Here is a 26,408-nt window from a genome sequence, read left to right as displayed (position 1 = left end):
GAGCCGGAGAAGGAGAGCCGACCGTCAGGCGTTCGGCCTCAGGCGCCCGACCGTCAGCCGCCCGGCCTCAGGCGTTCGGCGCGACTCGGGCGAGCCCGTTGATGACGCGGTCCATCGCGTCGCCGCCCTGCGGGTCGGTCAGGTTGGCGAGCAGCTTGAGGGTGAAGCGCATCAGCATCGGGTGGGTGAGGCCGCGCTGGGCGGCGATCTGCATCACCTTCGGGTTGCCGATGAGCTTCACGAAGGCGCGGCCCAGCGTGTAGTAGCCGCCGTACACGTCCTTGAGGATGCGCGGGTAGGCCTGGAGGGCGCGCTCGCGGCCGCCGTCGGTGACCCGGGCGAGGGCCTGCACGATGACGCCGGCGGCGATCTGCCCGGATTCCATCGCGTAGGCGATGCCCTCGCCGTTGAACGGGTTGACCATGCCCCCCGCGTCGCCGACGAGCAGCAGGCCGCGGGTGTAGTGCGGCTGCCGGTTGAAGGCCATCGGCAGCGCGGCTCCGCGGATCGGCTCGGTCATGTTCTCGGGGGTGTAGCCCCACTCCTCCGGCATGCCGGCGCACCAGGCCTTGAGCACCTCACGCCAGTCCAGCTCGCCGAACGCCGGCGAGGAGTTGAGGATGCCGAGGCCGACGTTGGAGGTGCCGTCGCCCATGCCGAAGACCCAGCCGTAGCCGGGCAGCAGCTTGCGCTGCCCGCCGCGGGTGTCCCAGAGCTCCAGCCAGGACTCCAGGTAGTCGTCGTCGTGGCGGGGCGAGTTGAAGTAGGTGCGGTAGGCGACGCCCATCGGGCGGTCCTCGCGCCGGTGCAGGCCCATGGCGAGCGAGAGCCGGGTCGAGTTGCCGTCGGCGGCGACCACCAGCGGGGCGCGGAAGGTGACCGACCGCTTCTCGTCGCCGAGCTTGGCGGTGACGCCGACGATCCGTCCGGTGCGGTCGTCCAGGACCGGCCCGCTGACGTTGCAGCGCTCGTAGAGCCGGGCGCCGGCCTTCTCGGCCTGACGGGCCAGCAGCTCGTCGAAGTCGGCGCGCTTGCGGACCAGGCCGTAGTCGGGGAAGGAGGACAGCTCGGGCCAGTCCAGCTCCAGCCGGACGCCGCCGCCGATGATGCGCAGGCCCTTGTTGTGGAGCCAGCCGTTCTCGGTGGAGACGTCGATGCCCATGTCCACCAGCTGCTTGGTGGCGCGCGGGGTCAGGCCGTCGCCGCAGACCTTCTCGCGTGGGAAGGCGGTCTTCTCCAGCAGCAGCACGTCCAGCCCGGCCTGGGCCAGGTAGTACGCCGTGGTGGAGCCGGCCGGGCCCGCGCCGACCACGATGACGTCGGCCGTGCTCTCCACGGGGCTGTCCGGCTTCGTCAGATCGGCTGCGGTCTCGGACACGTGGACACACTCCTGGAGCTGCGGCGGGGGACGGCGGCTTTTGTCTCCGGCAGTCTAGTTCCGCTCACGCCACCGGAAGCGTCCGCGCCCCGCGCAGCGGACCGCCCCACCGCAGCACCGACGAAAATCCGACTGCGAAACCGGCTGGGAGACCGACCACGCGACCGACCACGGGGCCGGCCACACGACCGACCACGCGACCGGCTACGCGACCTTGTACGCCCGGTGCATCGCGACGATCCCGCCGGTCAGGTTCCGCCAGGCGACCTTCGACCAGCCGCTCTCCTGCAGCTTGGCGGCCAGCCCGGGCTGGTCCGGCCAGGCCCGGATGGACTCGGCGAGGTAGACGTACGCCTCCGGGTTGCTGCTGACGGCCGTGGCGACCGGCGGCAGCGCGCGCATCAGATACTCGGTGTAGACCGTCCGGAACGGCGTCCAGGTCGGCGTGGAGAACTCGCAGATCACCAGCTTGCCGCCGGGCTTGGTGACGCGCAGCATCTCGCGCAGGGCCGCGTCGGTGTCCTGGACGTTGCGCAGCGCGAAGGAGATCGTCACCGAGTCGAAGGTGTCGTCCGCGAAGGGCAGCCGGGTGGCGTCCCCGGCGGTGAGCGCCAGCTCGGGGTGGCGGGCCTTGCCCTCGGCGAGCATGCCGACCGAGAAGTCGCACGGGACGACCTTGGCCCCGGCCTCGACGAAGGGCAGCGAGGAGGTGCCGGTGCCGGCCCCGAGGTCGAGCACGAAGTCCCCCGGTCCGGCGGCCACCGCCTCGGCCACCGCTCGGCGCCAGGCGCGGGCCTGGCCGAGGGAGAGCACGTCGTTGGTGCGGTCGTACTTCGCCGCGACGTCGTCGAACATGGCGGCGACTTCGTGCGGCTGCTTGTCCAGAGAGGCTCGGGTCACGCCCCCCATTGTTCACCCTCGCACGGACACCCCGACCCACGGGGCACGGCCAAGGCCGCATGACCACACGACCAAGGCGGCACGGCCGAGGGGCGCACCGGCCGGAAGGCAGGCCCCTCAGTGCTGCCCGCGCCGCCCGCCCGCGCGCCGCTTGCGGCGGGAGCGCTTGCCGTGCGTGATCGCGGGCATCCCGTCCGCCAGCGCCTCGGTGGCCAGCGCGAGGTTGACGGCGAGCCGCCCCTGCCCGGCACGGACCGCGACGGCCTTCCGGTACCGCCGGATGCGCAGCACGCAGACCACGAAGAGCAGCACGGCGACCGGCACGCTGAACCGGGCGAGGCCCACGCCGACCGGCTGCGGGTAGGTGTCGCCGCAGATCCGCACCGCACCCGCGTCGTCGGCGGCGTGCTCCAGGCAGACCGTGTCGCCGACCTTGGTGCCGTCCGCGAGCGGCAGCGCGGCCGCGGTGTGCGACTGCCCGCCCACCCGGTAGCTGACGGCGCTGTAGGTGCCGCCACCGGTCGGGAGCTGGGTGACGACACCCTCGACTCTCACCGGGTGCGCCTCGATCCGGTCGGCCTGGTCGGCCTGGCGCCAACCCAGCAGGCACATGCCGACGGCCAGCACGGCGCTGAGCACGGCGGCGAGGTACCAACCACGGCCCAACCGCGGGATGCGCGGCGGGGGAACGGTCGCGGTTTGCATGGTTCCTGTCCTGGCTTGCCTTCGGGGCCGGGGGCACGGCCCCGCCGTGCGCGGGCACGGGCGGTGGTGTGGTGAGGGTATGGAGTGAGCTGTCCGGGATCGTATCCGCTGGCGGGCCCTCAGGTCACGGCGAAGGGTCAATCACCCCCGGTCGCCAGCAGTGGAGTTCGGTGGCATACGAAGGAAGTCCCGTGCGCCGCAAGGGAATCCGAATACTGACGGGTACGTCACACTTCGCACCGGCGCTCTCCCAGCCCAGGCCCCGCTCAGGCCCGCCCAGGCCCGGCCCGCTCAGGCCCGCCCAGGCCCGGCCCGCTCAGGCCCGCCCAGGCCCGGCCCGCTTGGGCCCGCCCAGGCCCGCTCAGCGCCGCCGGTACACCAACCGCCCGCCCAGCACCGTGGCCAGGCACCCGCCCGCCACCGGCTCGGGGCGCCCCTCCCCCGCGGCCGCGAACATCGCGAAGTCCGCCCGGCCACCGACCGCCACCCGCCCGTACACGGCCTCCGCGAACGGCAGCACGGCCAGCGGATCCAATGGCCCCGCGCCCGTGGCCTCCGAAGCGCCCCCGGCACCCTCCGCACCCGAAGAGCCCGGCGATCCCGAAGCACCCGGCAACCCAGACTCCCCCGGCAACCCCACCAGCCCCGACCGCGCCACCGCCGTCCGCACCGACGCCCGCTCGAACGGCCCGGCCACCGCCGTCACCCCGAAGCCGAGCATCCGCTGCAGCCCGCGCCGCGCGCTCGCCCCGCACCGCGCCTCGTCCACGGACCCGGCCAGCCCGTCCGCCACCGGCTCGACGCCGATCTCCTCCCGTGGATCCGGGTGGTACGCGCGTTCCAACAGCCAGTGCCCGTACGGATTGCGCAGCCCCGGCGCGATCAGTGCCGGGGCGGCCACCGACGCCGGGCCGGCCACCGCAGCCGCCGCCAACGCCAACGACTCGGCCCCCGACGCCGACGACTCGGCCGCCGACGCAACCGCCGACGCCGCAGCCGACGAGCCCCAGTCCCGCACTCGCGCACCGGGGTACGCCGCCGCGAGCTCCCGGTACGGTCCGACCGCCTCGACGCGCTCGCCGCGCACCACCACCGCCCCGTCCGGGATGGGCGGGGCGGTGGGATCGGCCGGGTCGGGCAGCACGAACGCCGCCCGGTGCAGGGTCAGCACGGCGGGGCAGGCGTCCTCAGTTGTCCAGGATCTTCAGCTCGGGGTGCGCCGTGCCGCCCTCGATCGCCGTGGAGGCGATGTGCGAGGCGACCCGCGGGTCGACCGGGTCGTTCGCCGGGTCGTCCAGCACCCGCAGGTGCTGGTACGTGGTCGAGCGCTGCGCCGGGACGCGGTCGGCGGCCCGGATCAGGTGGATCAGCTCGGTGAGGTTGGAGCGGTGCTTGGCACCGGCCGCCGAGACGACGTTCTCCTCCAGCATGACCGAGCCGAGGTCGTCCGCGCCGTAGTGCAGCGACAGCTGGCCGGCCTCCTTGCCGGTGGTGAGCCAGGAACCCTGGATGTGGGCGACGTTGTCGAGGAACAGGCGGGCGATGGAGATCATCCGCAGGTACTCGAAGACGGTGGCCTGGGTCGAGCCCTTCAGGTGGTTGTTCTGCGGCTGGTAGGTGTACGGGATGAAGGCCCGGAAGCCGCCGGTGCGGTCCTGCACGTCGCGGATCATCCGCAGGTGCTCGATCCGCTCGGCGTTGGTCTCGCCGGTGCCCATCAGCATGGTGGAGGTGGACTCCACGCCGAGGCCGTGCGCGACCTCCATGATCTCCAGCCAGCGCTCGCCGGACTCCTTCAGCGGGGCGATCGCCTTGCGCGGGCGCTCCGGCAGCAGCTCGGCGCCGGCGCCGGCGAAGGAGTCCAGGCCCGCCTTGTGGATCCGGGTGATGGCCTCCTCGATGGAGACGCCCGAGATCCGGGACATGTGCTCGACCTCGGAGGCGCCCAGCGAGTGGATCACCAGCTGCGGGAAGTCGGCCTTGATCGCCGAGAACGCGCGCTCGTAGTACTCCACGCCGTAGTCCGGGTGGTGGCCGCCCTGGAACATGACCTGGGTGCCGCCCAGCTCGACCGTCTCGGCGCAGCGGCGCAGGATCTCGTCGAGCTCGCGGGACCAGCCCTTGTCACTCTTCGGCGGTACGTAGAAGGCGCAGAACTTGCACGCCGTCACACAGACGTTCGTGTAGTTGATGTTCCGCTCGATGATGTACGTCGCGATGTGCTCGGTACCGGCGTAGCGTCGGCGGCGCACCGCGTCGGCGGCGGAGCCGAGCGCGTGCAGCGGCGCCGAGCGGTAGAGCTCCAGCGCCTCCTCCGGAGTGATCCGGCCGCCGGCGGCGGCCCGGTCGAGCACGGCCTGCAGGTCGGTGCTGGACGCATCGAGGGTGGTCGCTGCGAGCTCGGTCACCTGGCGGCCTTCTCTCTCTCAAGTGCTACTCGGGTACGGCCGAACCAGCCTACGCCAGGCCTTTCGGGCAGCTTCAGCCCGCCGCCCCGTTCGTCCTGCGCATGGTCCCGGCCGGGTTCCCGGCCGGCGGATCGGCGGAGGTGAACCGGATCGTCCCGTCGGTCTGCAGGGTGAGCGTCTCCGCGTTGGCCCCGCCGGTGCAGGCGCCCGGGATCGAGGAGCGGACCAGCCGGGACTGGAACACCAGCTTGGTGTCGGAGACCGACTTGAGCGTCCAGGTGCCGTCGCAGCTGATCGGGATCAGTCCGGTGACGGCGTTGCGGCTGGTGGCGCCCTCCTGGCCGATCGCCGCCGGGCGGATGGTGATCGTGGTGGTGCCGGCGGGCAGGCCCTTCTCGGTGACCATGTCCCCGCTCCAGGTGCCCAGGAACGCGGCCGGCACCGCGTTCGGCCCGCCCGTCGCGGACGCCGACGGCGAAGCAGAAGCCGCGGCAGTAGCGGAGGCAGAGGCCGTGTCGGAAGCGGACGCGGAACCGGTCGGGGAGCCCGGCACGAAGGCGCCGGGCGAGGCGATCGCATCGCCCGGATCGACGGACGGATCCGGCAGCGGCCCCACGGCGGGCACCACCGGGTCGTCCCGGTGCAGCTGCGCCCACACCCCGTACCCCACGCCCCCGAGCACCGCGGCCGTCAGCACCGCCACCGTCACGAGCCCGGCCCGGCGCCGCCACCACGGCTTGGCGGGCGGCAGGGACGGCCCGAAACCTCCCGGCGGATAGGAGCACGGGGGCATGGTCGGAGTCGGCACCGGCTCCTCCCCCTCAGGCGCAGGAGCCCCCTCAGGCGCAGGCGCCCCGACCGCAGGAGCCCCCTCGCCCGCAGGCGCCCCCTGCGGCTCGTCCTCCAGGTCCAGCAGCTCCACCGCGCTGCGCCCCACCCCCGCCGCCAGCGCCGGCGGCAGGAAGGCCCACAGTGCGGCGGTGCCCACGCCCTCCGGGTCCAACCGGGCGGCCAGCTGCCGCGGGGTGGGCCGGGCGGCCGGGTCCTTGGCCAGGCAGTCGAGGACGATCGCCCGCAGCCGCTCGGGCAGCCCGGCCACGTCCGGCTCCTCGTGCAGCACCCGGTAGAGCAGGACGGCGGCGCTGACCCCCTCCCCGAAGGGGTGCACGCCGGTGGCGGCGAAGGCCAGCACGGCGCCGAGCGAGAAGACGTCCCCGGCCGGCCCGACCGGCTGCCCGTTCGCCTGTTCGGGTGACATGAAGCCCGGCGAGCCGACCACATAACCCGAACGAGTGAGGCCGGCGGTCGCGTCCAGCGCCCTGGCGATGCCGAAGTCGATCAGCCGCGGCCCGTCCAGGGTCAGCAGCACGTTGGACGGCTTGACGTCGCGGTGCACCAGGTCGAGCCCGTGCACATGCGCGAGCGCCCCGGCGAGCCCCACCCCGAGGGCGCGGACGGCCGGTTCGGGCAGCGGCCCGTAGTCCCGGACGGCGACGGTGAGCGCGGGGCCCGCCACGTATCCGGTGGCGACCCAGGGCTGCTCGCCCTCGGTGTCGGCGTCCAGGACCGGCGCCGTCCAGGTGCCGCCGACCCGCCGGGCGGCGGTCACCTCCTGCCGGAACCGGGCGCGGAACTCGGCGTCGTCCGCCAGCTCGGGGCGCACCACCTTGACCGCGACGGTGCGCCCGCCGACCGTCCGGCCGAGGTAGACCCGGCCCATCCCGCCAGAACCGAGCTGCCGCAGCAGCCGGTAGGCGCCCACCTGGCGCGGGTCGTCCGACCCCAGTGCCCGCATGCCCGCACGCTCCCCTCGCACTCGCACGCGCGACCCCCGGACGGGTGCCCGGCCGCGTACGCCGCTCCCGAGGCGCCTCCCGCGGGTCACCCGCCGGACGCGCCTCGGGAGCAGACCGTACCGGGCCGACCCGGTTCAGCCCACCGACAGGACCGACGGCCCCCACCGAAGCCGCAGCCCCCGGCTACACCGGCAGCTCCGCCGGCTCCAGCAGCCGCACCGCCACGTCCGGCTCGAAGCCGCTGTCGTACGCGACCCGCCGGGCGAACTCGGCGACGCCGGCCAACTGCCGCTCGCCGAGCGAGAAGTCGAGCGCCTCGCTGAAGTACCGCTCCAGCACGTCCGCCCCGAAGGCCTCCCAACGGGCGGCCTGCTCGGCGACCTTGGCCGCCTCCACCAGGGACAGGTCGCGGGACTCCAGGAAGGCCCGGTGCACCGCCGAGGTCAGCTCCGGGCACCGCTCGGCGAACTCGCGGCGCACCGCCCAGACCGCGAAGACGAACGGCAGGCCGGTCCACTCCTTCCACATCTCGCCGAGGTCGTGGACGGTCAGCCCGAGCTCGGCCGCCTGCCCGAGGTAGGCGCGCAGCGCCGGGTCGCCGATCAGCACGGCGGCGTCGGCCTCGGCGAGCATCGCGCTGAGGTCCGGCGGGCAGCTGAAGTAGTCCGGGCGCACGCCCTCCCGCTCCTCCAGGAGCAGCCGGGCGAGCCGGACGGAGGTACGGCTGGTGGATCCGAGGGCGACCCGGCGGCCGTCGAGGTCGGCGAGCGGCACCTTGCTCACGATCAGGCAGGACATCACCGGACCGTCGCTGCCGACCGCGATGTCGGGCAGGACCAGCAGGTCGTCGGCGTTGCGCAGGTACTCCACGCAGGTGATCGGACCGATGTCCAGGGCGCCGCCGACGAGCTGGTCGCTCAGCTTCTCCGGGGTGTCCTTGGTGAGGTCCAGATCGAGCAGATTGCCGGTCCTGGCGAGGCCCCAGTAGAGGGGCACGCAGTTCAGGAACTGAATATGGCCGACCCGAGGCCGGACCGGGGTGTTCTGTCGGGGCTCCCGCGTTTGCGCGTCCGGTGTTTGTGCGTCCGGTGCTGCCACTGCGCCGCTCCCTTGCTGTTCGTGCGCTTCCCCGCAGCGTATGCCCGCCGTTCGGGACGGCTCGCACCGGCCACCCGACACGCCCTTACGCGCCCCCAACGCGCCTTTCCACGCCCGCTCCCGGCCTTCCGACACGCGCCTCCGGCCCCGAAAGCGACCTCTGGTCGTCACAGCGGCCGCATGCTAGCGTTGCCCTCAGTTGCAGTTTGATTCCCCTTGCAGTACTTGAAGCCTGCGGAGCATGTAACCGCAGGCTTTTTGTAGTTTTTCAGCAATATCGAAAAACTTCGGACTCGTCCGGAGGCAGGGCGATCAGCGCAGCGGACTGGGGGCCACACGGTGTGGTCCCCGACACGCCTCGCAAGGAGAACGGCATGGCCACGGGAACCGTCAAGTGGTTCAACGCTGAGAAGGGCTTCGGCTTCATCGCCCAGGAGGGCGGCGGCCCGGACGTCTTCGTTCACTACTCCGCCATCAACGCGAACGGCTTCCGTTCGCTGGAGGAGAACCAGGCGGTCACCTTCGACGTCACCCAGGGCCCGAAGGGTCCGCAGGCGGAGAACGTCACCGCCGTCTGACCATCCTCTGATGATCTGATCGCTCGGGACCCCGACGGGTCCACCGACGGCTCCCGACAGCCGTCACCGTGAGCACAAGAGCAGTACCCAAGGGGGCCCGCCTTTCGGTGGGCCCCCTGCCTTATCCGGGAGAACCCGCCCGGACGGACTCGAACGCAATTCCGAACGGCCACGGAGAACCCCGAACGGCCACGGAGAACGCGGAAGGGCCCTCCCCCGGTGACCGGGAGAGGGCCCTTCGCCGCATCGGCGGTATGCCGACGGTATGCCGGCGGAGTGCCGCCGGGGATCAGGCCGCGGCCGCGCCCTGCACGGCGGCCGTCGGGGCGGCGTCCGCGTCGTACAGGTCGCCCGAGGGGCTGTTGTACGCGGCGACGTCGAGGATCTTCTCCCGAGCGGCGACCACGACCGGCACCAGCACCTGACCGGCGACGTTGGTCGCGGTGCGCATCATGTCCAGGATCGGGTCGATGGCGAGCAGCAGGCCGACGCCCTCCAGCGGCAGGCCCAGGGTGGACAGGGTCAGCGTCAGCATGACGATCGCGCCGGTGAGGCCCGCGGTGGCGGCCGAGCCGACCACCGAGACGAAGGCGATCAGGATGTAGTCCTTGATGCCCAACTCGATGTTGTAGACCTGGGCGACGAAGATCGCGGCGATCGCCGGGTAGATCGCGGCGCAGCCGTCCATCTTGGTGGTGGCGCCGAACGGCACCGAGAAGGAGGCGTACTCGCTGGGGACGCCGAGGCGCTCGGTGACGCGGCGGGTGACCGGCAGGGTGCCGACCGAGGAGCGGGAGACGAAGGCCAGCTGGATCGCGGGCCAGGCGCCCTTGAAGAAGTGCAGCGGGTTGAGGCCGGCGGCGAAACGCAGCAGCAGCGAGTAGACGACGAAGAGGACCAGCGCGCAGCCGACGTAGATGTCGAGGGTCAGCGTGGCGAAGGGCTTGAGCAGGTCCCAGCCGTACTTGGCGACGGACTTGCCGATCAGGCCGAGGGTGCCGAGCGGGGAGAGCCGGATGACCCACCACAGCGCGGTCTGGGTCAGCTCCAGCACGGACTCGTTGAGCTTGAGGACCGGCTCGGCCTTGGCGCCGAGCTTGATGACGGCGGCGCCGACCACGACCGCCATGAAGACGATCTGCAGCACGTTCACCTTGGCGAAGGCGTCGACGATGTTGGTCGGGAAGATCCCGGTCAGGAAGTCGATCCAGGTGCCCTTGGAGTCGAGCGCCTTGAGGCCCTCGGTCTTGAGGTCGGTGCCCTTGCCGGGGTTGGTCAGCAGGCCCAGGCCCAGGCCGATGCCGACCGCGATCAGCGAGGTGATCATGAACCAGAGCAGCGTTCGGGTGGCCAGCCGGGCCGCGTTGGTGACGTTGCGCAGGTTGGCGACGCTCACCACGATCGCGGTGAACACCAGCGGCGGGACGGCCAGCTTGAGCAGCTGGACGAAGATCTTGCCGATGGTCTCCAGGGTGGTGGCCAGCCAGGAGATGTCGGCGGCCCGGGCGAGGTAGCCGAGGCCGACGCCGAGCGCGAGGCCGGCGACGATCTGCACCCAGAACGGCGTCTTGCGGATACGGGCGAGCACGGAGGGCGACGAAGTCGCCTCGGGCGCTGTGGACATGGGGGAGCGTCTCCGGGGGAGGGCGTTGCTGACGGTGAGGTGTGGGGCGGAGCAAGGCGGAGCAGGCGGCACGGCGCGGGGCCGGACGGAAGAGGTCGGGGCCCCCGGTCAGGGGCGTGCCGCCGCGGTACAGCTCATGGCGCGACAACGGCGCGGGCTGTCCACAGCACCGGTCAGAGCGCACGGGCGGGCGGCGCCGGGCAGCTGGCCCGGGCCGTGCATCCGCAATGCGTCTGAGGCTGTCATGGCCGATACGTTAGCAGTAAAGGTTTGAGATGTTCAAAGTACTTGTTTGAGGTCATGGCAGACCTCTCCCCGTTCGCACCCGACCCCAAGCCTGAGCTCCGGACACGAACGAAGCTGACACCCCATCAGACCAGCCTGACGGTCGGATTGACCGCCGGGCAGTTATACGTATAACTTTGACCCGTCCCCGCCCCCGCCTGCCCAGACCGGAGAGGACGCCGATGGGCTACCTCGCCCTGCTCCGCGCCCCGCACGTCACCCGCCTACTCCTCGGCACCCTGCTCGGCCGCCTGCCCGCCGGCATGACCGCCCTGGTGATCGCCCTCGCCCTGCGCGAGGCCGGCGCGCCGTACGGGCGGATCGGGCTGGCCACCGCCGCGTACGCGATCTCGGCGGCCGTCGGGGGGCCGGTGCTCGGACGGATCGTGGACCGCACTGGGCAGCCGCGCGTCCTGCTCGCCTCCGCCGTGGTGGCCGGCGGCGGATACGCACTGCTCGCCCTCGCCCCCGCCTCCCCGCTCGCCGCCCCGGTCGGCGCCGCGATCGCCGGCCTCGCGATGCCCCCGCTGGAACCCTGCCTGCGCTCGCTCTGGCCGGACGTCGTCGAGGAGGAGCAGCTCGACACCGCCTACGCCTTCGACTCCGCCTCCCAGCAGATCCTCTACGTCGCCGGACCGCTGGCCGTCGCCGGGATCGCAGGCCTGTTCAGCCCGGTCGCCGCGCTCTGGGTGGCCGCCGGGCTCGGCCTGGCCGGCGCACTGATCGTGGCCACCGCCGCCCCGGCCCAGGCCTGGCGCGCCCCGGTCCGCGAGCACTCCGCCGGACTGCTCGGACCGCTGCGCTCCCCCGGTCTGGTGCTGCTGCTGCTCGGACTGGCCGGGGCCGGGTGGGCGGTCGGCGCGCAGAACGTGCTGTTCATCGCCTACGCCGAGCACCACGCCGATGCGCTGCCGGGCGGCGCCGGCACCCTGCTGGCGCTGGCGGCACTCGGCGGACTGCTCGGCGCGCTCGCCTACGGCGCGGTCAAGTGGCGGCAGACCACCGCGACCCGCACCTGGGTGATGGCGCTCGCGATGGCCGCCTCCTACCTGCCGCTGGTCACCCTGCCCGGCCCGTACCCGATGGCCGCGCTGGCCTTCCTGTCCGGGGTCATGCTGGCGCCGCTGCTCGCGGCGGCGTTCGTCCTGGTCGCCGAGCTGGCGCCGGCCGGCACGGTCACCGAGGCCTTCGCCTGGCTGGTCACCCTGTTCGCCACCGGCAACTCGCTCGGCTACGCCGTCTCCGGCAACCTCGCCGAGGGCTCGCTGCGCCCGGTCGCGCTGTGCGCGGCGGGCGGGATCGCGCTCGGCGGGCTGCTGCTGTTCGCCGCCCGGGGCTGGTTCCGCGCGGTGCCCGTCGCACCCGCCGCACCGGCCCGGCCCGTCCCGGTGGGCTGAGCCCGCCCCCACGGACGACTGTGCCCGCCGGTGGTCTGGCCGGCGGGCACAGTCCCGACTCCCGCTCCCCTCACGGCTGATCAGCCGGGGCGGCCCCGGCGGGGCCTGGGCGGGTGTGGTGGATCTTGTCGGACCCCGCAAGATCCACCACGCACGCCCTATGCCGACGCGGTGGAGGAGCGCAGCACCAGCGAGGTGGCCAGCGGCGCCACCGGCTCCACCCGCTCCCCGCGCAGCAGGCCCGCCAGCGCGGCCGCGCCCGCCCGGCCCAGCTCCTCGCCGGGCAGATCGACGGTGGTCAGCGGCGGGGACAGCAGCGCGGCGACCGCGACGTTGTCCATGCCGACCACCGACAGGTCCTCCGGCACCCGCAACCCCAGCTCGGTGGCGGCCTGGTAGACCCCGGAGGCGACCACGTCGTCGTCGCAGACCACCGCGCGCGGCCGGTCCGCCCGGGCCAGCAGCCGGTCCGCCACGCTCCGCGCGGCCCGGTGCCCCTCGTTCAGACTCACGCCCAACTCCACGACGTCCAGCCCGAGTTCCCGGACGGCCTGCTCGAAGGCGGCCTGCCGCACCCGGAAGGTGTACGCGGCGTGGGTGGAGCGCAGCCGGCCGATCCGGCGGTGGCCGAGGGCGGCCAGGTGCTCGACGGCGGCGCGCATCCCGCCGGCCACGTCGAGCTCGACGGTCGGGCGGGTGCGGTCGGTGCCCGGGTCGGCGTCCAGGAACACGGCGGGGGTGTCGGCGGGCAGCTCGCCGAGCTGGCTGTCGTCCGGGGAGCAGATCAGCAGGCCGTCGAAGCGTCCGGCGGTGGCGGCCTCGGCGAGGGTCGCGCTGCCCCAGCCCGAACTGACGACCACGGCAAGGCCGTTGCGCCCGGCCTCCTGGTGGACGCCGTCCAGCACCCGGCCGAAGAACGGGCCCTGGAGGTTCGGCACGGCGAGCAGGACCATCCCGCTGCGGCCCAGCCGCAGCTGCCGGCCGGCCGCCTGCGGGCGGTAGCCGAGGCTGCGGGCGGCCTCCCGGACCCGCTGCCGGGTGGCCTCGGAGACCCTGCGGCCGGCCTCGGAGCCGGAGAAGACCAGTGACACGGTGGCCTGGGAGACCCCGGCGAGCCGGGCCACGTCCCGCCCGGTGGGCCGGCGGACGGGGGCCGGCCAGGTCCCGAGCGCACTCTCGGCGGGCGGCTGCTCGGGCAGCTGCCCGGACGCGGGCTCGGACCGGGGCTCGGACGGCGGCGCGGGGTCTGGGGTGACGGGCACGGCGGCTGCGGCGGGGAGGCGGTGGTCGAGGGCGGGGTCAGTTCCGCCCGGTGGCCGCCGCGCGGGCGGCGTCGTCGGCGGCGTCCTCCTCGGCGTTCTGCGCGGCGATCCGGTCGGCGGTACGGCTGCGCATCCCCGCGACCTTGCCGCTGATCTGGGCGGACATCGCGTCGCGCTGCTTGCTCAGCAGTGCGTAGCTGAGCGGCGCGGAGGCGACCGCGGCCAGCAGGAACAGGAAGATCATGCCCGCCTCGCCGCTGACCGGGATGATCCGGAAGTGCCCGAGCAGCAGGGCCACCAGCAGGCAGCCGAGGAAGATGCTGACGCGCATGGAGGTGTAGCGGAGCGTGGCGTGCGACTTCTCCGGTCCGTTGCTGCTCACTGGAACACATCCTTCTCGTTGCGCGGGGACCTGGCGGGGCCGGTCCTCCAGTCAAGCATGCCTGACGGCCGCCGTGGGGACGGCCCCTCCTGCCCGGAGTGGGGCGAGGAGGGCGGGCGAGGAGGGCGGGTCGCCCACCCGAGCCGTCCGGCCCCGTCGGCGGCGGGGGTCAGCGCAGGTCGAGCCACATCGTGATGTCGTCGCGGTCGTCGCCGGGGGCGATCCGGATCGCGGCCGGCACCCGGCCGACCTCGCGGTAGCCGCTGCGGGCGTAGAAGTCCTCCAGCCCCTGGCCGCCGCGCGCGGTAAGCCGCAGCGCCTCCAGACCCCACTCCCTGGCTATCCGCTCGGCCTCGGCGAGCAGCTCGGCGCCGTAGCCGCGGCCCTGGCAGTCGGGGTGCACCATGACCCGCTTGAGCATCCGCCAGTGCTCCATGGGGCCGAAGCGCACCGACTCGAAGAACAGCACGCCGACCAGTCGGCCGGTGTCGGCGTCGTGCGCGGCCAGCAGCCGGTCCGGGCCGTCCGGCCCGACCCCGGCGAACTGGTGGTCGGCGGTGTCCCACACCTCGTCCTCCGTGACCGGCCCCACGAACCCGACCGCGCCGCCGGCGTTGGTGACGTCGGCCCAGAGCCGGACGATCTCCGTCCGCAGGTCGGGGTCGAGCTTCGGGTCCAGGGTGAAGGTGAGCGCCATGAAGCGGAGCCTATGCCTCCGCAACAACCTCCTTCGCGCCTACCGCCTTCGCGGCAGCATCCGCAGCGGCACCGGCAGCACCGGCAGCACCCGGCCGGTCGCTCCCCCCAGTGCGCAGCGCCAGGCAGAGCCCGACCGCGATCGCGCACAGCCCGCCGGCGCCGTACCAGGTCAGGTCGTAGTTGCCGAGCGCGTCGCGGGCCAGGCCGGCCAGCCCGGCGACGACGGCCGCGCCGATCTGGTGGGCGGCCAGGACCCAGCCGAAGACGATCGGGGCGTCCTCGCCGAAGTGCCGGCGGCACAGCGCGACGGTCGGCGGCACGGTGGCGACCCAGTCCAGCCCGTAGAAGATGACGAAGGCGAGGATCGGCGGCTGCAGCGAGCCGGCCAGCAGCTGCGGCAGCAGGAGCAGGGACAGGCCACGCAGCGCGTAGTAGACCGTCAGCAGCACCCGGGAGTCGACCCGGTCGGTGAGCCAGCCGCTGAAGACGGTGCCGAGCACGTCGAAGACGCCGATCAGGGCGAGCAGGCTCGCGGCGGTGGTGACCGGCATGCCGTGGTCGTGCGCGGCCGGGATGAAGTGGGTGCCGACCAGTCCGGCGGTGGTGGCGCCGCAGATCGCGAAGGAGCCGGCCAGCAGCCAGAACGCCCGGGTGCGGGCGGCGTCGCGCAGCACCCGCAGCGAACGGGCCAGGGCGCGGCCGTCGGTGACGGGTGCCGGAGGCTCCTCGGTGGCGCCGTACGGCAGCAGGCCGACGTCGGCGGGCCGTTCGCGCATCAGCAGCAGGACCGGGACGGCGACGGCGCTGGCGGCGAGCGAGACCACGACCACGGCCGAGCGCCAGCCGTGCTGTTCGACCAGCCAGGCGCCGACCGGCAGGAAGACCAGGTTGCCGGCCGCGCCGGCGGCGGTCAGCACGCCGGTCACCAGTCCCTGGCGGGCCTGGAACCAGCGCCCGGTGATGGTGGTGGCGAAGGCGCCGGCCATCGAGCCGCTGCCGAGGCCGACCAGCACGCCCCAGCAGAGCACCAGTTGCCAGGGCTCGCGCATCAGCATGGTGAGCCCGGAGCCGACCGAGATGGTCAGCAGCGCGCAGACCACCACCAGGCGCACCCCGAACCGGTCCATCAGGGCGGCGGCGAAGGGCGCGGTGAGGCCGTAGAGGGTCAGGTTGACGGAGGTGGCGGCGGAGATCGTCCCGAGCGACCAGCCGAACTCGTTGTGCAGGGCGTCCATCATCAGGCTCGGCGTGGAGCGGAAGCCGGCCGAGCCGAGCAGGACGAGCAGGGCGACGCCGGCCACCACCCAGGCGTAGTGCACCCGGGGGCGCTTGGCGGGGACGGCCCGGTCGGAGCCCACCGGGTCGGGGCCGGTCGGATCGGCGGCGGTCGGATCGGCGGCGGTCGGATCGGCGGCGGTCGGATCGGGGCCGGGCGTGGGGGCGAGGGCGCTGCGTTCGGTCACGCGGACGAGTGTCCCGGGCCACCGGGGGCCCGGACGAGTGGCCTGAATGACAGCTTTCGCAAGAATCGGGCCACGGCCTGGCGTACGCTGTCCCGGACCCGCCGACACCAGAGGGGACGACATGGCGCACCTGGTCGCGGTACTCGCCCTGGACGGCGTGATCGCCTTCGAACTCGGCATCCCCGCCCGCATCTTCGGCGGTGCCAAGGACCCGGCCGGACAGCCCCACTACGAGGTGGCCACCTGCACCCTGGACGGACGGCCGGTCGCCACCAGCACCGACTTCCGGGTCATGGTCGACCACGGGCCCGAACTCCTGGAGCGGGCCGACACCGTGGTGATCCCGGCCTCCGCCGACTCCAGCCCGACGGTTGCCGACGCCTGCTTCACCCCCGAACTGGCCGACGCGCTGGGCCGGATCCGGCCCGGCACCCGGCTGATGTCGATCTGCACCGGATCCTTCATCCTGGCCGCCGCAGGCCTGCTGGACGGCCGCCCGGCCACCACCCACTGGCGCTACACCGAGCGCTTCGCCCGGCTGTTCCCCCGGGTGCGGCTCGACCCGGACGTCCTCTACACCGACGACGGCGACATCCTCACCTCCGGCGGGGTCGCCGCCGGGGTGGACCTCTGCCTGCACGTGGTGCGCCGCGACCACGGCAGCGCGGTGGCCAACGCGGTGGCCCGCAACTGCCTGGTGCCGCCGTGGCGCGAGGGCGGCCAGAAGCAGTACGTGGAGGCCCCGAGCCCGGTGGACGCCGACGACCACGGCACCGCCGCGGTGCGCGCCTGGGCGCTGGAGCACCTGGACCAGCCGCTCGCCCTGCGCCGGCTCGCCGACCGGGCGGGCATGAGCGTACGGACCTTCACCCGGCGCTTCCGCGAGGAGACCGGCGCCAGCCCCGGCCAGTGGATCACCACCCAGCGCACCGAACGGGCCCGCCAGCTGCTCGAACGGACCGATCTGACGATCGACCAGATCGCCCGGGAGTCCGGTTTCGGCACCGCCGCCTCACTGCGGCTGCAGCTGCGCGGCCGGCTCGACGTGGCGCCGAGCGCCTACCGGCGCACCTTCCGCACGGCACCCCGGTAGGGCGGCTGCGCGGGCGGGCCGGGCAGCCGGCCGTCGGGTGGCCGGCCCGTCGGGTGGCCGGATCCCTACGCCCCGGGACGGCGCATTGGATGGCGGCAGGCCGCGCGCACCCCGAGCACGGCACGGCACGCCGCCATCCAATCGCGACGCGCGGGCCCTGAAACCCGCGCCGCGGCCTCCGCACTCGCCGAGGAGCGGCCCGCCACCGGCATTCCGCGGCCCCCTCGCTGACACGATCCCCCTGGACAGCGGCACCGCGGTGGTGGACGGGCGTCCCCTCGGCGTCCCCTCGCGACGGAGAGCCGCACCCAAGCGTGATCAGTCGGATACGTCACGTCAATGGGTAGTCGGAAATTCGGAATGGTTGCGTCACCTTTCGGCCGGTGATCGCCAAGCGCTCCCGGCCGCCGTGAAAGCCGCTATTGCGCCAAAGCCGCCCAGTCCACGTCCGCCAGCGGATCGGCCGGGCGGGCGTCGGCGCCGATCTCGCACCAGACCCGCTTGCCCGAGCCGTCCGGGTACCAGCCCCAGCGCTCGCAGAGCAGCTCGACCAGCTCCAGGCCGCGTCCGTTGGTCGCGTCCTCGTCCGCCCCGGCGTGCCGCGGGGCGGGGGCGACCTGGCTCGCGTCGGCGACCTCCACCCGCAGCGGAGCGGTCGGCCCGGCCTCCTCCTGGCTCCCGGTCACCGGCAGGCAGAGCCGCAGCACGGCCGGACAGCCGGTGTGCACCACGGCGTTGGTCACCAGCTCCGAGACCACCAGCACCACCGTCTCGGCCATCGGCGCGTCCGGGTCGACCCCGTGGTTCAGCAGCCGCGAGCGCACCCACCGACGGGCCCGGCCGACCTCGGCCGGGTCCGCCTGCACCGCCAGCTGTACCTGAAGAACCTGCACCGCTCCACCACCCGCACTCGCAGTTCGGCCTAGTCCCGACCTGGCCGGATCCTCCGGCCGGCGGGCCCTCGCACTCCGCCCGGCGCCACCCGAGCCGCACCCGGGCGCTCGCCCGACCGTCCACCCGCGCCCACTCGTCCGCGCCGACTCGTCGGTCGCGCACCGGCCGCGACACGAATACGCCTCAGGATGGGCGGGCGGGCGGACCACAGCAAGCGCTTCGGGCATATTCCGGCGATCGGGGGACAGGGCAGTGCATACTGTCCCGCTCACTCTCGCGAGCCTCGTACCGGCGCTCGTCCGGCCCGGGCCGATCCGCCGGCCACGGAGGCCACGCCCTGGTCCGGAACCTACCGCCGCACGCCCCCCGCGCCCCGCCCGCCACTCGCGAACCACCCGTGCGACATATGTCCAGCGGCTCTCGAACAGCGGCATCCGCGGACGGTCCCACGAGCGGAGGGTCCCACCGGTGCGATCCGCGAGGACGGATTCCGTTCTTGCCGGATTCCCTCCCGCCGCCGACCGGCCGCAAGATACCGTTGGGTAAGCCAGCGACCCCGGGCAGGAGGGTGGTTCCCGATGGCCACCCCGGAGCGGGCCCCGCGCTGGGACGCACAGTTGCAGCGCCGCCTCGCCCGCGGCGAGGAGACCGCGCTCGGCGAACTTTACGACCAGCTCGCCCCGATGGTGCACGGCCTGGCCGGGCGGATACTCGCCGACCAGGCCGCCGCCGCCCAGCTCACCCGGGAGATCTTCGCCCACGTCTGGGAGCACCCCGAGGACTTCGACCCCGCCCAGGGCACGCTGCGCTCCTGGCTCGGCGCGCTCACCCACCGCCGCGCCGTCGAACGGCTGCGGGCGCGGCGGGTGGCCGAGCACGGGCCGGGCGGCGACCTCCGGGGCACCGAGGCGGAGATCCGCGCCGTCGCCACCGCCGCGCGCGTCCAGTACGTGGTCGACTCACTGCCCGGACCCCTGCGTGAGACCATCGCGGTGACCTACTACGACGGCCGCACCTACCGGGAGACGGCCCGGCTGCTCGGCATCAGCGAGCAGGCCGCCAAGCAGCGGATGCGGCTCGGACTGGAGCTGCTGGCCACCGAACTGGCCGAGGAACGCGCCCGCCAGGACGAAGCCGGGGACGGGGAGACGTGAGCAGCACTGAGGAGCAGCACGACGCCCTGCGCTCGCTGCTCGGCGCCTGGGCCCTCGGCGCCTGCCCGACCCGCGAGTCCGCCGAGCTGGAACAGCACCTGCGCACCTGCCCGGAGTGCGCCGAGGAGGCGGTCCGGCTGCGCGACGCGGCCGGCTGGCTCTCCCTGGACGAGCCGCTGGACCAGCCCGGCCCGCTGCGCCAGCAGGTGCTCGACTGGTGCCTGGCCCGCCGTCCGGCCGAACTGCCCGTCCCCGCCTGGGGCATGCCGTACACCGCGGAGACCGCCAAGCTCGACGCGCTGCTGCGCGACCTCGGCCCGGAGGAGTGGCAGGAGGTCGCCGAACTGCCGTGGCACGGCGGCACCGAGCGGCTGCGCCCGGCCGAGGTGCTCGGCCGGCTGACCGCCGTGGACGGCTTCCTGGCGCTCGCCCTCGGCCTGCCCGACCCGGTGCCGGCCGTCCCCGGCGCACCCGCCGAAGCCGCCGGACGACGGGTGCCGCCGCAGGACCCGGCCCTGCCGCCCTCGGCGCCGCACGTCCCGCCGCAGGGCGGCCCGTACCGCGCGATCACCGCGCGCACCGCCCGGATGCTCGCCGACCAGGGCGCCCTGCCGCCGCAGTCGGTGCGCTCCCGGTGGCGGCGGCAGACCCACGACCTGGTGCGCAGCGCCGCGCTCGCCCCGCAGGGCAGCACCCCGGTCGACTACGGCTGCGGCGTGCTGCCGCTGCGCGACGCCTTCGTGGACCGCGCCCTGGAGTGCTACGTGCACGGCGAGGACGTGGCCCGCGCGGTCGCCTACCCGTACGACCCGCCGGCGCCGCAGCACCTGCGGCAGATGGTGGAGCTGGTGGTCGGGCTGCTCCCCCGGGCGCTGGCCGGCCTGCGCGCCGCCCGTCCCGAGCACGCCGGGGCCCCGGCCGCGCCGGACGGCGGGAGCCGGACCGCCCGGCAGCTGCGGCTGGTGGTCGACGGCCCGGCGAGCGGCGAGTGGCTGGTCCCGCTGGACGGCGCCGCCGGTGCGGGAGGCCCGGACGCCGGTCCGCCCGGCGGGGAGCCGGTGGCCGCGATGGTGCTGGACGGCCTGGAGCTCTGCCAGCTGGCCGCCGCGCACCGCGACCCGGACCGGCTGCCGGTCGGCGAGCACGGCGACCGGGCCGCGGTCCGCGAGGTGCTGCACGCGCTCCCGCTGCTGTCCCGCCCGTAGGGCCCGGAGCGCCCGTAGGGCCCGGAGCTACGCGAAGACGACCGTACGGGTGCCGTCGAGCAGCACCCGGTGCTCGCTGTGCCACTTCACCGCGCGGGCCAGCGCCTGGCACTCGACGTCCCGGCCGAGCGCGACCAGCTGGTCCGGGCTGACGTCGTGGGTGACCCGGGCCACCTCCTGCTCGATGATCGGGCCCTCGTCCAGGTCCGCGGTGACGTAGTGCGCGGTGGCGCCGATCAGCTTCACGCCGCGGGCGTGCGCCTGGTGGTACGGCTTGGCGCCCTTGAAGCTCGGCAGGAAGGAGTGGTGGATGTTGATCACCCGGCCGGACAGCTCGGTGCACAACTGGTCGGAGAGCACCTGCATGTAGCGGGCCAGCACGACCAGTTCGACCTGCTCCTTGGCGACCAGGTCCAGCAGCCGCTGCTCGGCCTCCGCCTTGGTGTCCTTGGTGACCGGGATGTGGTGGAACGGGATGCCGTAGCTCTCGGTCAGGCCCTGCAGGTCGGTGTGGTTGGAGACCACCGCGACGATCTCCACCGGCAGCGCGCCGATCCGGGTGCGGTAGAGCAGGTCGTTCAGGCAGTGCCCGAACTTGCTGACCATGAGGACGATCCGCATCCGCTCCTCGGTCGGGTGGATCTGCCACTCCATCCCGAAGGAGGCGCCGATCGCGGCGAAGCTGGCCCGCAGCTTGTCGGCGGTGACCGGCTCGGGGGCGGAGAAGTGCACCCGCATGAAGAAGAGCCCGCTGTCGGCGTCCCCGAACTGCTGGCTGTCGATGATGTTGCAGCCGGTCATGAAGAGGTAGCTGGAGACAGCGTGGACGATGCCCTGCTTGTCGGGGCAGGACAGCGTGAGGACGTACTGGGCGCTGGCCGGCTGCTGTTCCACTGGGGGTATCCCGTTCTGAGCTCGTGACGTGCGTGGACGGCCCAGCGTGTCACATCCTGGACAGCCGCCGCCCCGCTGCCCGTACTGCGGGACGGCACCGTCCGGCCGGGACCGGGCCCCGGCCCTCGAACCCGGCGCCCGGGTCCGGTTCTCAGACCTGGGGGGTCCGGTTCTCAGACCTGGGTGAGGATGCGCAGCACGTCCAGCGACTTGGGCGCCGCGTCCGGGTCGTCCCCGTCGTTGGCGGCCAGCAGCACGTGCGCCTCGCGGGCGGCCCGGACGGCCTCCGGCCAGCCGGGGTGGCCGAGGTAGGCGGAGGCCGGGGCGTCCGCGCCGACCTCGTGCAGCATCTGCACCGCCCGCAGCACCGCGACGTCGACCAGCGCGGCCTCGGCGGAGTCGCGGAACATCGTGCCCACGTACTTCTCGGCGGACCAGCGGTCCAGCCAGGTGTCCTCGACCAGCCGGTAGACGGCGTCGGTCACGTCGCCGTACCCCTCCCGGCCGGCCAGCCAGGCCTCCTGCTGGAACGCGGGGTCGGACAGCATGTGCAGCGCCGAGCGCAGTCGGGCGCGCCAGCGCCACCAGGGCAGGTCGTTGAGCGGCATGCCGCCCATCGTGCTGGAGCGGTGGCCCGGACGAGAAGGGGTTCGGGCGGACCGGTGCGAAGAATCTGTGCTGGCGGACATGGTGAACGATCGTACGTTCCCCGTCTGTTCGTACTCCACTCGCGATCTACACGCGTACCCCTTCGGATTTCAGCCGCCGTTTGCCCAACGTTCGCAACTCGGCCCTCTCGGCTTGCGGCACCGGGGCTTGGCTGATTCCGGTGCGCCGGAGTGCGCCCCAGAGAGGGAGACCGATGACCAGCCGAAGGGACTCGTTCCAGGTCCGTCCCGCGGTCGGACGGCGCCGCCGCCGACGTCCGATCGCCACCGCAGCGAGCACCTTAGCGCTGCTCCCCACCCTCTTCTCGGCCTCCGCGTGCGGCGGACCGGCCGATGCCTCCACCAGCGGCAGCGACCTGACCGTGATGACCTGGGCGCCGTCCGGCACCGGCTCCGCCGACCGCCCCGGCATGACCGCGCTCGCCTCCGCCATCGGCCAGGACGTCAACGCCAAGGGCGGACTGAACGGCCACCGGCTGCGGGTGCTCACCTGCAACGAGCACAACAGCGCCGAGGGCGCCCGTGCCTGCGCCCAGCAGGCGGTGGACGCCAAGGCCGTCGCCGTGATCGGCTCCTACAGCCAGTGGGGCGACGCCTTCATGCCGGTGCTGGAGCGCGCCGGCATCCCGCTGATCGGCGGGTACGGGCTCTCCCAGCCCGAGTTCTCCAGCCCGCTCTCCTACCCGGTGGACGGCGGCATGCCCGCGCTGATCGCGGGCAACGGACGCCAGCTGGTGGACGCCGGCTGCAAGACCGTGTCGCTGGTCCGCCCGGACACCCCGGCCGGCGACAACCTGCTCGGCTACCTGGGCACCGCGCTGCGCCCGGCCGGGATCAAGCTGCTGGACGTCAAGGCGCCCGAGCAGTCCTCCGACTACACCCCGGTGGCCCGCAAGGCGATCGGCAAGGACGAGTCGGGCAACTGCGTCACCAGCGCGCTGGCCGCCGAGCCGACCGGCAACCTGCTGGACTCCTACCGGCGGCTCAACCCGAAGAACACCCGGCTCGCCTCGGTGATCGGCAGCGTCCAGCAGTCGGTGGTCGACTCCACCGGCGGCGACTCCGGCCCGCTCGGCGGCGCCTACGTCACCAGCTGGTACCCGCCGGAGTCAGCGAAGGTCTGGGACGGGCTGCGCGCGGTGGTGCGCGCCGACACCACCGGCGGCAACACCATCGACGTCTCCGACCCCGGGGTGCAGACCACCTGGGTCGCGTACGAGGTGTTCCGGGCGGTCTCGCAGAAGCTGTCGGAGGCGGGCAAGCCGGTCGCCCCGAAGTCGGTCACCGGGCTGCTGGACGCCGGCGAGGGCATCGACGTCGGGCTCACCCCGCCGCTGAACTGGGGCACCACCAACATGCTGCCCAGCACCGCGTCGCCCCGGCTGGTGAACACCTGGGTCACGTACCAGGTGGTCAGGAACGGCCGGATGACCCTGCAGCAGCCGGGCTTCGTGGACGTCCGCTGGGTGCTCACCGGGGGCCGCCCGCCGGCCTGACGCGCGGAGACGGGCGGGTCGGCCGCGCTACAGGTCGCCGTCGGTGCGGCTGGGCAGGCCGGTCTGGCCGGCGATCGTGTTCCAGAGCATGGAGGCCTGCTTCTTCGCGGTGGTCGCGGTGCCGCTGGCCTGGACGGCGTTCTTGTAGTGCTGGTTGTCCTGCTTCTTCGCATCGCAGGAGGCCTGGGCGTCCTGCGCCCAGGCCGCGTACTCGTCGTCGGCCTGGGCCGAGGCGGTCCAGGCCGCGTTGAGCTGCTCGACCAGCTGCTGGCCGCCGGGCAGCTTGTCCGTCTTCAGCTGGCCGAGCTTGGTCTGCAGCTCGCGGCGCTTGCCGGCCGCGGCGGCGAGGGCCTGCTGGGAGTCGGGGAGCTTGTCGCACTTCTGCACCGAGGCGACCGCGGAGACCACCGAGCTGCGGCTGTCGCTCGCGGTGCCCAGCAGGTCCGACAGCGGCTGCGCCTGCGCCTTGACGTCCGGGTCGACGGCGGCGCCGGAGCCGCTCGCGCTCGCCGTGCCGGGGGCGGTGCCGGTGCCGGCGGCGACCGGGGTGGTCTTCTTGTCGTCCTTGGTGGTGTGGGTGTCGTTGCCGCCGCTCATCAGGACGGCGACCAGGATGCCGGCCGCCGCGCAACCCGCCACCACTCCGCCGATGATCAGCTTGTTGGACGGGCGGCCACCGCGGCCGGACCCGCCCGCCTGGGTGTCGAAGTCCTGCCCGCGCTCCGGGGCGTAGCCCTGCCGGTAGCCCTGGCCGTGGTCCTGCGCCGGGTAGGCCGGCTGGGGCTGCGCGGCCGGCGGGTACGCCTGGTAGCCGGGCGCGGGCTGCTGCTGCGGGAAGCCGGGCTGGGCCTGCGGTGCCGGGTAGCCGCCCGCCCCCTGCGGGTCGCCGACCGGGTACGGCGGCAGGTGCTGCGTCTCCGGGGCGTGGTCGGCCTGCGGCACACCGTACCCGGGCTGCGGCGCACCCCACGGCGCACCCGGCGCGGGCATGGGCTGGCCCGGCACGGGCTGCGCGGGCATCGCCTGGGTCGGCAGCGCGTGCGCGCCCTCGCCGAGGTACTCCGGTTGCCCGGACGGCTGCCCCACCGGCGGCACCGCCGAGTGGGCCTGCGGCTGGCCCGGCTGTCCCTGGTACTGGGGCTGCGGCTGGCCCTGCGGCTGACCGGGCTCGGGGCGGAACAGGTCGTCCAGGTTGAAGTCACCCGAGTTGGGGTACGAGCGGCGCTGACTCAACGCGATTCCTCACCTGTGCAGGACCGCGCACTGACGGCGGACCACATCTCGTCGGTTCTTGGGAGCATCACAGTTCCTTGGACGTCGCGCCCACGCTACCGGTTCGCCTCACCGGGTGACCACGTGGGCGGGACATCCGTCACGCTCCCCGCCCCGACGCTACGGGTCCGCCCCAGGTCAGGCGGCCTCCGCGTCCGCCCGGGCGTGGAACTCGCGGACCACCCGCTGCTCCCGGTACGGCTCCAGCCTGCGCCGGAACTCGTCCAGGTACTCCACGCCCCGGTTGGAGCGCAGCCCGCTGAGCAGCCGAACCGCCTGGGTGCCGGTTTCGCAGGCGCGTTCCAGGTCCCGCTGCTGCAGCTGGGCGGTGGCCAGCAGCACCAGGTCCACCGCACGGCGGCGGACCCGGGTCGGCGGGTGCAGGTCGAGCGCCCGGCGGGCGTAGTGCTCGGCCGGGCCGGCCTGTTCCAGGTCCCGGTGGCAGTGCGCCAGCTCGTCCGCGAGGTAGGCGTCGTCGAAGTGGGCGATCCAGTCCGGGTCGTCCTCCGCGCGGCGCTTCTCCATCATTTCCAGCGCCCTGGCCGCCACCGCCTCGCAGGAGCGGGCGTCGCCGAGCAGGGCGTGGCCGCGGGCCTCGGCGGCGTAGAACATCGCCATCGCCGTCGGGGTGGCCACCGACCGGGCGCCCTCCTGGGCGGCACGGGCGAGTTGGGCGATCTCCCGCGGGTTGCCGAGGGTGGCCGCCAGGTGGCTCATCGACGCGGCCAGCACGTAGCCGCCGTAGCCGCGGTCGTCGGCCGCCTGGGCGAGCCGGAGCGCCTGGATGTAGTAGCGCTGGGCCAGCCCGGGCTGCCCGGTGTCCACCGCCATGTAGCCGGCCAGTTCGGTCAACCGGGCCACCGCAGCGAAGAGTTGGCGACCGGTCTCCTCCCGGTAGGCGCCGCCGAGCAGGCCGGAGACCACCGAGTTGAGGTAGTGCACCACGACCGGGCGCACGTGCCCGCTGCCGAAGCGGTGGTCCAGGTCGACCAGCATCGCGGTGGTCGCCTTGATCGCGGCCACGTCGGTCGGGCCGACCCGGGGCCCGCCGGTGCGGGCCACCACCGGGTCCGGCGGGGTGATCAGCCAGTCCCGGCTGGGCTCCACCAGCGCGGAGGCGGCGACCGTCGCCCCGGTCAGGAAGTCCCGCCGGCCGACGTCGCTGCGCCACAGCTCGCAGACCTGCTCCAGGGCGCCGCCCAGGGTCGGCGCGAACTGCAGCCCGATGCCGGAGCTGAGGTTCTTGCCGTCCGCCATGCCGATCTCCTCGACCGACACGCTGCGGCCGAGCTTGCGGCCCAGCGCCTCGGCGATCACCGCCGGCGCCTGCCCGCGCGGCTGCTGACCGCGCAGCCAGCGGGCGACGGAGGTCTTGTCGTACCGCAGGTCCAGACCGTGCTCGGCGCCGCAGAGGTTGACCCTCCGGGCCAGGCCGGCGTTGGAGCAGCTGGCCTCCTGGATCAGTTGCTGCAGACGCTCGTTGGGCTGTCGTGCGACGAGTGGTCTCGCGGCCATTGGGCTTCGCCTCCCCACACCCTCCGGTCCCGGCCGGCGGGCGACGATTCTGCTGATCTGTTGCCGACTGTCCGACCGTCCAAGGAATCTGACACCAGGTTAGCGATCAGCAACGCCAGCGGGATACCCACGGTGACGATCCGCACCCCCCTTGCGCCCTGGGAAATGCTCCCGTGCGCCCCCGCTGCGCCGGGCTCCGGCCGCACCAACTCGGTTGAGTAACCGGAACGGGTGACATTGCC

Annotated in this window: 23 protein-coding genes; 6 read left to right on the top strand and 17 right to left on the bottom strand. The window is 73.7% G+C overall.

The annotated features are described in order from the left end of the window. Nucleotides 1-67: 67 nt before the first annotated feature. The 7 genes from ACZ3TI_RS32770 to ACZ3TI_RS32740 form a co-directional block, all read right to left on the bottom strand. Entirely contained in the window at nucleotides 68-1,378 is a 1,311-nt protein-coding gene (locus ACZ3TI_RS32770) for a geranylgeranyl reductase family protein (protein WP_465732685.1), read from the bottom strand. Between the two features lie 204 nt (nucleotides 1,379-1,582). Then, the gene (locus tag ACZ3TI_RS32765) at nucleotides 1,583-2,278 is read right to left on the bottom strand and encodes a demethylmenaquinone methyltransferase (RefSeq protein WP_465732683.1); all 696 of its coding nucleotides are present in this window, start codon (nucleotides 2,276-2,278) and stop codon (nucleotides 1,583-1,585) included. A gap of 117 nt (nucleotides 2,279-2,395) precedes the next feature. Then, the gene (locus ACZ3TI_RS32760) at nucleotides 2,396-2,983 is read right to left on the bottom strand and encodes a hypothetical protein (protein WP_465732681.1); all 588 of its coding nucleotides are present in this window, start codon (nucleotides 2,981-2,983) and stop codon (nucleotides 2,396-2,398) included. 361 nt (nucleotides 2,984-3,344) lie between these two features. Further along, nucleotides 3,345-4,154 carry an imidazolonepropionase-like domain-containing protein gene (locus ACZ3TI_RS32755; RefSeq protein WP_465732679.1) on the bottom strand — a complete coding sequence of 270 codons (810 nt, stop codon included), beginning with the start codon at nucleotides 4,152-4,154 and terminating at the stop codon, nucleotides 3,345-3,347. A 16-nt stretch (nucleotides 4,155-4,170) separates the two neighbouring features. Next, nucleotides 4,171-5,391 carry a cyclic dehypoxanthinyl futalosine synthase gene (mqnC, locus tag ACZ3TI_RS32750; protein WP_465732677.1) on the bottom strand — a complete coding sequence of 407 codons (1,221 nt, stop codon included), beginning with the start codon at nucleotides 5,389-5,391 and terminating at the stop codon, nucleotides 4,171-4,173. 73 nt (nucleotides 5,392-5,464) lie between these two features. After that, on the bottom strand, nucleotides 5,465-7,186 hold the full coding sequence (locus ACZ3TI_RS32745; RefSeq protein WP_465732675.1) for a serine/threonine-protein kinase: 1,722 nt from the start codon (nucleotides 7,184-7,186) through the stop codon (nucleotides 5,465-5,467). Nucleotides 7,187-7,370: 184 nt separating this feature from the next. After that, on the bottom strand, nucleotides 7,371-8,285 hold the full coding sequence (locus ACZ3TI_RS32740; protein WP_465732673.1) for a menaquinone biosynthetic enzyme MqnA/MqnD family protein: 915 nt from the start codon (nucleotides 8,283-8,285) through the stop codon (nucleotides 7,371-7,373). A 374-nt stretch (nucleotides 8,286-8,659) separates the two neighbouring features. On the opposite strand from ACZ3TI_RS32740, the gene ACZ3TI_RS32735 reads away from it, so the two are divergent. Beyond that, nucleotides 8,660-8,863 (top strand): cold-shock protein, encoded by a 204-nt coding sequence (locus ACZ3TI_RS32735; RefSeq protein ID WP_045692393.1) that lies wholly within the window; start codon nucleotides 8,660-8,662, stop codon nucleotides 8,861-8,863. Nucleotides 8,864-9,152: 289 nt separating this feature from the next. Here the strand turns inward: ACZ3TI_RS32735 and ACZ3TI_RS32730 are convergent, their stop codons facing one another. Further along, nucleotides 9,153-10,487, bottom strand: a complete 1,335-nt coding sequence (locus ACZ3TI_RS32730) for a dicarboxylate/amino acid:cation symporter (protein ID WP_465732670.1) — start codon at nucleotides 10,485-10,487, stop codon at nucleotides 9,153-9,155. Between the two features lie 467 nt (nucleotides 10,488-10,954). Here ACZ3TI_RS32730 and ACZ3TI_RS32725 point away from each other — a divergent pair, with 467 nt between their 5' ends. Next, complete coding sequence (locus ACZ3TI_RS32725; protein WP_465732668.1) at nucleotides 10,955-12,169, top strand: MFS transporter; 1,215 nt, start codon at nucleotides 10,955-10,957, stop codon at nucleotides 12,167-12,169. A 158-nt stretch (nucleotides 12,170-12,327) separates the two neighbouring features. Here the strand turns inward: ACZ3TI_RS32725 and ACZ3TI_RS32720 are convergent, their stop codons facing one another. The 4 genes from ACZ3TI_RS32720 to ACZ3TI_RS32705 form a co-directional block, all read right to left on the bottom strand. Then, nucleotides 12,328-13,431, bottom strand: a complete 1,104-nt coding sequence (locus ACZ3TI_RS32720) for a LacI family DNA-binding transcriptional regulator (RefSeq protein WP_465732666.1) — start codon at nucleotides 13,429-13,431, stop codon at nucleotides 12,328-12,330. Between the two features lie 37 nt (nucleotides 13,432-13,468). Further along, on the bottom strand, nucleotides 13,469-13,813 hold the full coding sequence (locus tag ACZ3TI_RS32715; protein WP_465732664.1) for a DUF4229 domain-containing protein: 345 nt from the start codon (nucleotides 13,811-13,813) through the stop codon (nucleotides 13,469-13,471). Between the two features lie 169 nt (nucleotides 13,814-13,982). Next, complete coding sequence (locus ACZ3TI_RS32710; protein WP_465732662.1) at nucleotides 13,983-14,510, bottom strand: GNAT family N-acetyltransferase; 528 nt, start codon at nucleotides 14,508-14,510, stop codon at nucleotides 13,983-13,985. A 10-nt stretch (nucleotides 14,511-14,520) separates the two neighbouring features. Next, nucleotides 14,521-15,975: an MFS transporter gene (locus ACZ3TI_RS32705; protein ID WP_465732660.1), complete on the bottom strand. Its 1,455-nt coding sequence runs from the start codon at nucleotides 15,973-15,975 to the stop codon at nucleotides 14,521-14,523. Nucleotides 15,976-16,096: 121 nt separating this feature from the next. Between ACZ3TI_RS32705 and ACZ3TI_RS32700 the strand changes: the two genes are divergently transcribed. Further along, nucleotides 16,097-17,068: a GlxA family transcriptional regulator gene (locus ACZ3TI_RS32700; protein ID WP_465732658.1), complete on the top strand. Its 972-nt coding sequence runs from the start codon at nucleotides 16,097-16,099 to the stop codon at nucleotides 17,066-17,068. A gap of 419 nt (nucleotides 17,069-17,487) precedes the next feature. Here the strand turns inward: ACZ3TI_RS32700 and ACZ3TI_RS32695 are convergent, their stop codons facing one another. Next, nucleotides 17,488-17,961, bottom strand: a complete 474-nt coding sequence (locus ACZ3TI_RS32695) for an ATP-binding protein (protein ID WP_465732656.1) — start codon at nucleotides 17,959-17,961, stop codon at nucleotides 17,488-17,490. A gap of 579 nt (nucleotides 17,962-18,540) precedes the next feature. Here ACZ3TI_RS32695 and ACZ3TI_RS32690 point away from each other — a divergent pair. Continuing rightward, entirely contained in the window at nucleotides 18,541-19,116 is a 576-nt protein-coding gene (locus ACZ3TI_RS32690; RefSeq protein WP_465732654.1) for a sigma-70 family RNA polymerase sigma factor, read from the top strand. Beyond that, entirely contained in the window at nucleotides 19,113-20,321 is a 1,209-nt protein-coding gene (locus tag ACZ3TI_RS32685) for a zf-HC2 domain-containing protein (protein ID WP_465732652.1), read from the top strand. The genes ACZ3TI_RS32690 and ACZ3TI_RS32685 overlap by 4 nt, the downstream gene beginning before the upstream one ends. Before the next feature lie 27 nt (nucleotides 20,322-20,348). Here the strand turns inward: ACZ3TI_RS32685 and purU are convergent, their stop codons facing one another. Next, nucleotides 20,349-21,215 (bottom strand): formyltetrahydrofolate deformylase, encoded by an 867-nt coding sequence (gene purU / locus ACZ3TI_RS32680; RefSeq protein ID WP_465732650.1) that lies wholly within the window; start codon nucleotides 21,213-21,215, stop codon nucleotides 20,349-20,351. 173 nt (nucleotides 21,216-21,388) lie between these two features. Further along, nucleotides 21,389-21,823: an SCO4402 family protein gene (locus tag ACZ3TI_RS32675; protein ID WP_465732648.1), complete on the bottom strand. Its 435-nt coding sequence runs from the start codon at nucleotides 21,821-21,823 to the stop codon at nucleotides 21,389-21,391. 254 nt (nucleotides 21,824-22,077) lie between these two features. Between ACZ3TI_RS32675 and ACZ3TI_RS32670 the strand changes: the two genes are divergently transcribed. Beyond that, the gene (locus tag ACZ3TI_RS32670; RefSeq protein WP_465732646.1) at nucleotides 22,078-23,379 is read left to right on the top strand and encodes an ABC transporter substrate-binding protein; all 1,302 of its coding nucleotides are present in this window, start codon (nucleotides 22,078-22,080) and stop codon (nucleotides 23,377-23,379) included. Nucleotides 23,380-23,406: 27 nt separating this feature from the next. Here ACZ3TI_RS32670 and ACZ3TI_RS32665 read toward each other — a convergent pair whose 3' ends face one another. Further along, entirely contained in the window at nucleotides 23,407-24,612 is a 1,206-nt protein-coding gene (locus ACZ3TI_RS32665) for a hypothetical protein (protein ID WP_465732644.1), read from the bottom strand. A 177-nt stretch (nucleotides 24,613-24,789) separates the two neighbouring features. Further along, the gene (locus tag ACZ3TI_RS32660) at nucleotides 24,790-26,166 is read right to left on the bottom strand and encodes a transcriptional regulator (protein ID WP_465732642.1); all 1,377 of its coding nucleotides are present in this window, start codon (nucleotides 26,164-26,166) and stop codon (nucleotides 24,790-24,792) included. Nucleotides 26,167-26,408 lie beyond the last annotated feature (242 nt).

This window comes from Kitasatospora sp. NPDC023120 (assembly GCF_055560835.1).
Note: the sequence above shows the minus strand (reverse complement) of the source record. Positions and strands in the feature narration are given on the sequence as shown.

What these genes read in the sequence shown, in the direction of transcription:
- ACZ3TI_RS32760 (WP_465732681.1), bottom strand. Translation starts at nt 2,983, where the DNA reads ATGCAAACCGCGACCGTTCCCCCGCCGCGCATCCCGCGGTTGGGCCGT.
- ACZ3TI_RS32745 (WP_465732675.1), bottom strand. Translation starts at nt 7,186, where the DNA reads ATGCGGGCACTGGGGTCGGACGACCCGCGCCAGGTGGGCGCCTACCGG.
- ACZ3TI_RS32735 (WP_045692393.1), top strand. Translation starts at nt 8,660, where the DNA reads ATGGCCACGGGAACCGTCAAGTGGTTCAACGCTGAGAAGGGCTTCGGC.
- ACZ3TI_RS32730 (WP_465732670.1), bottom strand. Translation starts at nt 10,487, where the DNA reads ATGTCCACAGCGCCCGAGGCGACTTCGTCGCCCTCCGTGCTCGCCCGT.
- ACZ3TI_RS32725 (WP_465732668.1), top strand. Translation starts at nt 10,955, where the DNA reads ATGGGCTACCTCGCCCTGCTCCGCGCCCCGCACGTCACCCGCCTACTC.
- ACZ3TI_RS32710 (WP_465732662.1), bottom strand. Translation starts at nt 14,510, where the DNA reads ATGGCGCTCACCTTCACCCTGGACCCGAAGCTCGACCCCGACCTGCGG.
- ACZ3TI_RS32700 (WP_465732658.1), top strand. Translation starts at nt 16,097, where the DNA reads ATGGCGCACCTGGTCGCGGTACTCGCCCTGGACGGCGTGATCGCCTTC.
- ACZ3TI_RS32690 (WP_465732654.1), top strand. Translation starts at nt 18,541, where the DNA reads ATGGCCACCCCGGAGCGGGCCCCGCGCTGGGACGCACAGTTGCAGCGC.
- ACZ3TI_RS32675 (WP_465732648.1), bottom strand. Translation starts at nt 21,823, where the DNA reads ATGCCGCTCAACGACCTGCCCTGGTGGCGCTGGCGCGCCCGACTGCGC.
- ACZ3TI_RS32670 (WP_465732646.1), top strand. Translation starts at nt 22,078, where the DNA reads ATGACCAGCCGAAGGGACTCGTTCCAGGTCCGTCCCGCGGTCGGACGG.
- ACZ3TI_RS32660 (WP_465732642.1), bottom strand. Translation starts at nt 26,166, where the DNA reads ATGGCCGCGAGACCACTCGTCGCACGACAGCCCAACGAGCGTCTGCAG.